This is a genomic window from Amycolatopsis sp. NPDC003861 (assembly GCF_053605405.1).
This window is the reverse complement of the sequence record NZ_JBSGJD010000036.1, coordinates 44,502-50,792: the sequence shown is the minus strand read 5'-3', so window position 1 is coordinate 50,792 and position 6,291 is coordinate 44,502. Positions and strand designations below refer to the sequence as shown.

Genomic DNA, 6,291 nt, shown 5'->3' with positions numbered 1-6,291 from the left:
TGTGGGGTGGGTTGGACGCACCGAACGCCACATTGGGTGCGTTGGACGCAACCAACGCCACATTGGGGCGCTTGGGGCCGGGGTCAGGCGGTGGTGAAGCGGGAAGCCGCGGCGACGAACTCGCCCGCGCGGGTGGCCAGGTCCGGCAGGCTGCCGCCGGGGGTCAGCGCGTCGCCCAGCAACGGCGTCGCCGCGGCGACCGCGATCGCGCCCGCCCGCAGGTAGCCCTCGACGTCGGCCAGGTGGACGCCGCCGGTCGGCACCAGGGGGACGTCCGGCAGCGGCGCCCGCACCGCGCGCAGGTACGCGACCCCGCCGACGGCCGCGACCGGGAACACCTTGACCGCCGCCGCGCCGAGCCGCCAGGCCTGGTCGATCTCCGTCGGCGTCAGCGCGCCGCAGATCACCGGCGTGTCGAGGGCCGCGGCGCGCTCGAGGACCGCGGGGTTGACCGTCGGCGTGATCAGGTACGCGGCACCGGCGTCGACCGCGACGTCCACATCGGACGGCTCGCGGACGCTGCCCGCGCCGATCAGCGCGTCTTCGCCGAGCGCCAGGCGCAGCGCGGTGATGGCCGCGGGCGCGCCCGGCGTCGTCAGCGTCGCTTCGAGCAGGCGGACGCCCGCCGCGTGCAGCACCATCGCCGCGTCGGCGAACCGGGAAGCGTCCGAAGCACGCAGGATCGCGACGAGCCGGTGTTCCGCCAGCGCGGCCTGCAGGTCCTTCACGCGGCCGGGCCGACGGCGGCGGTGCCGGTGTAGGTGACGCCCGCCTCGTCGAAGTCCTTCAGCGTCGCATCGACCGTCGGCTGCGAGCCGCCCACAGTGAGGTCGAGCAGCACGCGCACGCCGAAGCCGGCCTTCTTCGCGTCGAGGGCCGTCGCGCGGACGCAGAAGTCCGTCGCGATGCCGACGACGTCGACGTCGGTGACGTCGTGCTCGCGCAGCCAGGCTTCCAGGGACTTCCCGTCGCGGGCCGAGCCTTCGAAGCCGGAGTACGCGGCGCTGTACTCGCCCTTGGAGAACACCTCGCCGATCGGGACGACGTCGAGCGCGGCGTGGAACGACGCGCCCGCCGTGCCGGCGACGCAGTGCACCGGCCAGCTGTCCTTGAAGTCCGGCGTCTCGCTGAAGTGGTCGCCCGGATCGATGTGGTTGTCGCGGGTGGCCACGACGTGGCTGTACCCGCCCTCGGCGGCCTGCTTCGAGATGGCGGCGGCCGCGGCGGCCCCGCCCGGCAGGCCGAGTGAGCCCCCTTCGCAGAAGTCGTTCTGCACGTCCACCACGATCAGCGCGGTACCCATCGGTCGAACTCCCTCTCAGAGAAACAGCGTCGGGATGGCGGGCTCGCCGTGCGAGAGCTTGAGGCCTTCCCACGGCAGGCTGACCAGGCCGCGGCGCAGCCGCTGCCTCGCGTCGTCGAGCGTAGGCAGGTCCGGCTCCGGGCGGCCACCGCGGATCAGGGGGATCTGCAGCGGCCGGTCGTTCGCCTCGGGCTCGGGCGCGCTCGAACCGGACGCCCAGACGACTTCCTCGACCGCCGTGCCGGTGCCGCGGTGGCGCCGCAGCGCGGACTTGCGGCCGCCGCGGGACTCCTTGTGCGCGCTGCGCTTGGCGACCGGCCTGCCGTCCACCTCGACCAGCTTGTAGACCATGCCGGCGGTCGGCGCGCCGGACCCGGTGACCACCGAGGTGCCGACGCCGTACGCGTCCACCGGCTCCGCGCGCAGCGCCGCGATGGCGTGCTCGTCCAGGTCGCCGGACACGACGATCCGGGTGTCCTTGGCGCCCAGGGAGTCCAGCTGCTCGCGGGCGCGGCGGGCGAGCGGGCCGACGTCGCCGGAGTCGATCCGGATCGCGCCGAGCTCCGGCCCGGCGACGCGGACCGCCGTCTCGATGCCCGCGGTGATGTCGTAGGTGTCGACCAGCAGCGTCGTGTCCGCGCCCATCTTGCTCACCTGGGCGCGGAAGGCGGCTTCCTCGCTGTCGTGCAGCAGCATGAAGGCGTGCGCGACGGTGCCGCGGGTCGGGATGCCGTAGCGGCGCCCGGCTTCCAGGTTCGACGTCGTCGCGAACCCGGCCAGGTAGGCGGCGCGCGCGGCCGCGACGGCGGCGTACTCGTGCGTGCGGCGGCCGCCCATCTCGATGATCGGACGGCCGTGCGCGGCGCCGGACATCCGGGCCGCGGCCGACGCGATGGCGCTGTCGTGGTTGAGGATCGACAGCACCAGCGTCTCCAGCAGCACGCATTCGCCGAACGAACCGGTGACGGTGAGGATCGGTGAGCCCGGGAAGTACAGCTCGCCCTCGGGGTAGCCGTCGATGTCGCCGGAGAACTCGTAGTCGGCCAGCCAGGCGAGCGTCGCGTCGTCGACGACCGCGGTGGCCTCCAGCTGCGCCAGTTCGGCGTCGGTGAACCGGAAGTCCGCGATCGCGTCGAGCACCCGGGCGGTGCCCGCGACGACGCCGTAGCGCCGCCCGTCCGGCAGCCTCCTGGCGAAGACCTCGAACACGCAGGGCCGCCGGGCGGTCCCGTCGGCGAGCGCGCTGCCCAGCATGGTCAGCTCGTAGTGGTCGGTGAGCAGCGCAGTGCTGGCCGTGACCGGCTCCGGTGAACCCATGGGGTAAGCCTATTCACCCACATGGCCGGACCTGGCGCGGCGTACCCGGTGACCTCCGTGACACCATGGGGTGCATGTCCACGCCTGTCGCATCCGAACAGACGCAGGTCGAACCGGCCGGTGCCGAGGTCGCCGAGTCGGACACACCGTGGCGGACCGTGGTGTGGAACGACCCGGTCAACCTGATGTCGTACGTGACGTACGTCTTCCAGAAGCTGTTCGGCTACAGCCGGGACCACGCCACCAAGCTGATGCTGGACGTGCACCACAAGGGCAAGGCGATCGTCTCGTCCGGCAGCAAGGAGAAGGTGGAGACGGACGTGGCGAAACTCCACGCGGCGGGCCTCTGGGCCACCATGGAGCAGCCCTCGTGAACGGTTGGCGGCGCAAGGGCGCGGTGATCCACGCGGGGTTCGAGCAGCAGGAGGCGGCCGTGCTGCGCGGGCTGGTCAGCCAGCTCGAGGACATGCTCACCGCGCGGGCCGAAGAGGCGCCCCAGGACGAGCTCGCCGAGCTCACCGGCATCCGGACCGGGCCGACGGAGTCCCCGGACGACCCGGTGCTCTCGCGGCTGCTCCCGGACTTCCACAAGCTCGACCCGGACAACCCGTCCCGCGAGGACATCGACTCGGTCGCGGCGATGCGCTCGCTGCACGAGCCGGAGCTGCTCGACATCAAGGTCGGCGTGGCCAAGATCGTGCTCGACACACTGCCCCGCGACGGCGGCCACGTCCGGCTGACCGAGGAGCAGGCCGACGCCTGGCTGGGCGCGCTCAACGACGTCCGGCTGGCGCTCGGCACCGCGCTCGACGTCACCGAGGACATGCCGGACGAGCTGCCCGAGGACGACCCGCGGGCGCCGCACCTCGGCGTCTACCACTGGCTGACCTGGGTGCAGGAGACGCTGATCCAGGCGCTCACGGGATGATCACCGACGTGCCGGGTGTCCTGGTCGGGCACCACGAACGGGTCGGTGACGGCTGGGCCACCGGGACGACGGTGGTGCTGGTGCCCGAGGGCGCGGTCGGCGCGGTGGACCAGCGCGGCGGCGCACCCGGCACGCGGGAGACGAACCTCCTGGAGCCGGAGAACCTGGTCCAGCGGGTCAACGCGGTGTGCCTCTCGGGCGGCTCGGCGTACGGCCTCGCCGCGGCCGATGGCGTGATGCGGTGGCTTTCGGAGCGCAACCTGGGCTTTCCGGTGGGCGCGCAGCCGCACGAGGTGGTGCCGATCGTGCCCGCGGCCGTGCTGTTCGACCTGCCGCGGAGCGAGTGGGGCAACCGGCCTGACGCGTCCTTCGGGTATGCGGCCTGCGACGTCGCTTCGGCCTCTTTCGCGCAGGGGACGGTCGGCGCGGGCGCGGGGGCGGCCGTCGGGTCGCTGAAGGGCGGGATCGGGTCGGCGAGCGAAGTCGTGGGCGAGTTCACGGTCGGGGCGCTGGCGGCGGTGAACGCGGCCGGCGAGGCGGTGGACCTGTCGACCGGCCGGGCGTACGCGGCCGACCACGGCGACTTCGGCGTGACGTGGCCTTCGCGTCCTGCCGACCTGCCGTCCCGGCGGACGGACCTCAACACGACGATCGGCGTGGTCGCGGTCGACGCGGCGCTGTCGAAGGCCGAAGCGCGGCGGCTCGCGGTCGCGGCGCAGGACGGGCTGGCGCGCGCGGTGCGGCCGGCGCACACGATGTTCGACGGCGACACGGTGTTCGCGCTGGCCACGGGGGCGCACGAGCTGCCGGACGCGAGCGGCCCGTTCGGCGCGGCGGCCCGGCCGGCGGCGCTGGACGCCCTGTGTTCGGCGGCAGCGCGGGTGTTCGCGCGGGCGATGGTGCACGGCCTTCTGGCGGCGACCACGGCGGGCGGCGTGCCGGCCTACCGGGACGTCTGGCCGGAAGCCTTCGCCTGAAACGCGCTGGTGAGGGCTGTATCTCATCATCTGGACGTGACTTGTCCACCCCCTAAGATGGCGGTGTGCTCCGGATCCGCCGTGAACTCGTCGACGAGATCGTCGCCCACGCCCGCCGTGACCACCCCGACGAGGCGTGCGGGGTGATCGCCGGGCCCGAAGGCTCGGATTCCCCCGAGCGGCACATCCCCATGCTGAACGCGGCCCGGTCGCCGACGTTCTACGAGTTCGACTCCGGTGACCTGCTGAAGCTCTACCGCGAGATGGCCGCGAACGACGAGGTGCCGGTGGTCATCTACCACTCGCACACCGCGACCGAGGCCTACCCGTCGCGGACCGACGCGAACATCGCCGCCGAGCCGGACGCGCACTACGTGCTCGTCTCCACCCGCGACCCCGAAGTGCACGAGTTCCGGTCGTACCGGATCGTGGACGCCGAGATCACCGAGGAGCCGGTCGAGATCGTCGACTGAGCCCTCGGAATAAACCGCCGCGCCACCGGCGTCTGCGTGTAAGAACCCACCGGAGGTAAGAACCCATGGCCGTGACCGTCTCCATCCCGACGATCCTGCGCACCCACACCGGCGGCGAGAAGTCCGTCGAGGCGAAGGGCGCGACCGTCCTCGAGGTCATCGACGACGTCGAGGCCCGGCACGCCGGCATCAAGGCGCGCCTGGTCAAGGAGGAGAAGCTGCACCGCTTCATCAACGTCTACGTCAACGACGAGGACGTGCGCTTCGCCGGCGGGCTCGAGGCCGAGGTCAAGGACGGCGACACCCTGACCATCCTCCCCGCCGTGGCCGGTGGCTGATCGATGGCTCGCTTCGAGTCCCTGCTCGACGCGCTCGGCGGCACCCCGCTGGTCGGGCTGCCCCGGCTCTCCCCGACGCACGACGTGCGCCTGTGGGCGAAGCTGGAGGACCGCAACCCGACCGGCTCGATCAAGGACCGGCCCGCGCTGGCCATGATCGAAGCCGCCGAGCGTGAAGGCAAGCTCCGGCGCGGCTCCACGATCCTGGAGCCGACGTCGGGCAACACCGGCATCTCGCTGGCCATGGCCGCCAAGCTCAAGGGCTACGGGCTGGTCTGCGTGATGCCGGAGAACACCTCCACCGAGCGCAAGCAGCTGCTGCAGGCCTACGGCGCCCGGATCGTCTTCTCGCCGGCCGCGGGTGGCTCGAACGAGGCTGTCCGGCGGGCGAAGGAGCTGGCCGAGGCGAACCCGGACTGGGTGATGCTCTACCAGTACGGCAACCCGGCCAACGCCGACGCGCACTACCGCGGCACCGGCCCGGAGCTGCTCAAGGACCTGCCGACGCTGACGCACTTCGTCGGTGGCCTCGGCACGACCGGCACGCTGGTCGGCGTCGGCCGCTACCTGCACGAGGCGAAGCCGGACGTCCAGATCATCGCGGCCGAGCCCCGCTACGGCGAACTGGTGTACGGCCTGCGCAACCTCGACGAGGGGTTCGTGCCGGAGCTGTACGACGCTTCGGTGCTCAACGGGCGCTACTCCGTGGGGGCGTACGACGCGTTGCGGCGCACCCGGGAGCTGCTGGAGCACGAAGGCATCTTCGCGGGCATCTCGACGGGCGCGGTGCTGCACGCGGCACTGGCCGTGGCCGAGAAGGCCGCGGCCCGGGGCGAGCAGGCGGACGTCGCGTTCGTCGTTGCCGACGCCGGGTGGAAGTACCTGTCCACCGGGGCTTACGCCGGGTCGCTCGACGAGGCCGCCGAACGGCTCGACGGGCAGCTCTGGGCCTGAG

At 72.5% G+C, this 6,291-nt stretch carries 9 protein-coding genes; 6 read left to right on the top strand and 3 right to left on the bottom strand.

Going from position 1 to position 6,291, the window contains the following annotated elements:
* Positions 1 to 83 precede the first annotated feature (83 nt).
* The 3 genes from ACWEVN_RS12490 to ACWEVN_RS12480 are packed head-to-tail and all read right to left on the bottom strand — an operon-like array spanning position 84 to position 2,620.
* Positions 84 to 728, bottom strand: coding sequence for a bifunctional 4-hydroxy-2-oxoglutarate aldolase/2-dehydro-3-deoxy-phosphogluconate aldolase (locus tag ACWEVN_RS12490; protein ID WP_452051282.1), 645 nt, complete (start codon positions 726 to 728; stop codon positions 84 to 86).
* Complete coding sequence (locus ACWEVN_RS12485) at positions 725 to 1,303, bottom strand: isochorismatase family protein (protein ID WP_452051281.1); 579 nt, start codon at positions 1,301 to 1,303, stop codon at positions 725 to 727. Before ACWEVN_RS12485 ends, ACWEVN_RS12490 begins: the two co-directional genes overlap by 4 nt.
* Positions 1,304 to 1,318: 15 nt before the next feature.
* Positions 1,319 to 2,620 carry a nicotinate phosphoribosyltransferase gene (locus tag ACWEVN_RS12480; RefSeq protein WP_449684477.1) on the bottom strand — a complete coding sequence of 434 codons (1,302 nt, stop codon included), beginning with the start codon at positions 2,618 to 2,620 and terminating at the stop codon, positions 1,319 to 1,321.
* Between the two features lie 74 nt (positions 2,621 to 2,694).
* Here ACWEVN_RS12480 and clpS point away from each other — a divergent pair, with 74 nt between their 5' ends.
* From clpS to ACWEVN_RS12450, 6 genes are all read left to right on the top strand, one after another.
* On the top strand, positions 2,695 to 2,994 hold the full coding sequence (gene clpS, locus ACWEVN_RS12475; protein WP_004560461.1) for an ATP-dependent Clp protease adapter ClpS: 300 nt from the start codon (positions 2,695 to 2,697) through the stop codon (positions 2,992 to 2,994).
* A complete protein-coding gene (locus ACWEVN_RS12470; protein ID WP_043776746.1) occupies positions 2,991 to 3,548 on the top strand; it encodes a DUF2017 domain-containing protein in 558 nt (185 codons plus the stop codon). Before clpS ends, ACWEVN_RS12470 begins: the two co-directional genes overlap by 4 nt.
* Entirely contained in the window at positions 3,545 to 4,525 is a 981-nt protein-coding gene (locus tag ACWEVN_RS12465) for a P1 family peptidase (RefSeq protein WP_452051280.1), read from the top strand. Before ACWEVN_RS12470 ends, ACWEVN_RS12465 begins: the two co-directional genes overlap by 4 nt.
* A 65-nt stretch (positions 4,526 to 4,590) precedes the next feature.
* On the top strand, positions 4,591 to 4,998 hold the full coding sequence (locus tag ACWEVN_RS12460; RefSeq protein ID WP_452051279.1) for a Mov34/MPN/PAD-1 family protein: 408 nt from the start codon (positions 4,591 to 4,593) through the stop codon (positions 4,996 to 4,998).
* A 65-nt stretch (positions 4,999 to 5,063) separates the two neighbouring features.
* Positions 5,064 to 5,336 carry a MoaD/ThiS family protein gene (locus ACWEVN_RS12455; RefSeq protein ID WP_004559268.1) on the top strand — a complete coding sequence of 91 codons (273 nt, stop codon included), beginning with the start codon at positions 5,064 to 5,066 and terminating at the stop codon, positions 5,334 to 5,336.
* A gap of 3 nt (positions 5,337 to 5,339) precedes the next feature.
* Complete coding sequence (locus ACWEVN_RS12450) at positions 5,340 to 6,290, top strand: PLP-dependent cysteine synthase family protein (protein ID WP_176175261.1); 951 nt, start codon at positions 5,340 to 5,342, stop codon at positions 6,288 to 6,290.
* The last annotated feature ends 1 nt before the right edge of the window (position 6,291 follow it).